Genomic DNA, 787 nt, shown 5'->3' on the forward strand with positions numbered 1-787 from the left:
GCTGCGGGCCGCCGCTGTGTCGACGTGGTACCCGGCCAGGACTTCGCCCCGCTGATCCTTGGGGACTTCGTAGATCTCTAGTTCCGCTTCGAGATCCTGCCTGCTCGCGTAGCCGCCCACTTCGCACTGGGCACTGATCCCGGCAACCCTGCGCCAGGGGATGAACCGGACCCCGACGACCGGAGACGGGTCCACCACGCCGTTCTCAACGACGTGGACCTCCCACGTCCCGGAGACGATGACCCCGCCACCCGTGAACGTCAGGGCTTCCGACCGGGCTTCGATCTCCGTGTCCCCGGTGATCTCGATCAGGCAGAGTTCCCCGGGAGGGAAGACGCCTTCAAGTTCCTTCGGATCCATGTCTGACCTTCCTTGGAATTGAGGCGGGGCCCCCAGCTCGGGGGCCCCGCGGTGTCCTACGCGCCGAATCCGATCGCTGCGACGGACGTGTACGCGCCCCACTCGGACCCGAGGGTGTCCTCGGCAATGTCCTCCCACTCAGCGTTCATGCCGTCCGCGTCCCCGGCCGACCACTGGTCGACGAGCCGGTCCCACTGGTTGGGGCGGATGTTCACCTTGCGCACGTCCAGGGCCCGTTGCCGGGACGGGGTGACCCCTCCCTGATTCACCGGGTGGACTTCCACCCGGGTCCCGCGCCCGTTGTTGCCGAGCCGCTTTTTCAGGGACTTCGCCACGTTCCGCCGCCGCATGTCGGCGTATGCCGCGTCAATGCGGCCCCGGTTGGCCTTGTTCGGGTCACGGTCCCCGGCAAGCCACGCGATAAGCG

At 67.7% G+C, this 787-nt stretch carries 1 protein-coding gene and 1 pseudogene; both read right to left on the reverse strand.

Annotated features, from left to right (window positions below):
- Window positions 1-360 (reverse strand): hypothetical protein (locus ADL29_RS06755; protein ID WP_157878408.1); only part of this gene is annotated, 360 nt, incomplete at its 3' end.
- A 56-nt stretch (window positions 361-416) separates the two neighbouring features.
- Window positions 417-787, reverse strand: a pseudogene (locus ADL29_RS06760) (transcriptional regulator); the annotation flags it as partial.

The sequence above is a fragment of the Streptomyces chattanoogensis genome, assembly GCF_001294335.1.
Taxonomy (GTDB): domain Bacteria; phylum Actinomycetota; class Actinomycetes; order Streptomycetales; family Streptomycetaceae; genus Streptomyces; species Streptomyces chattanoogensis.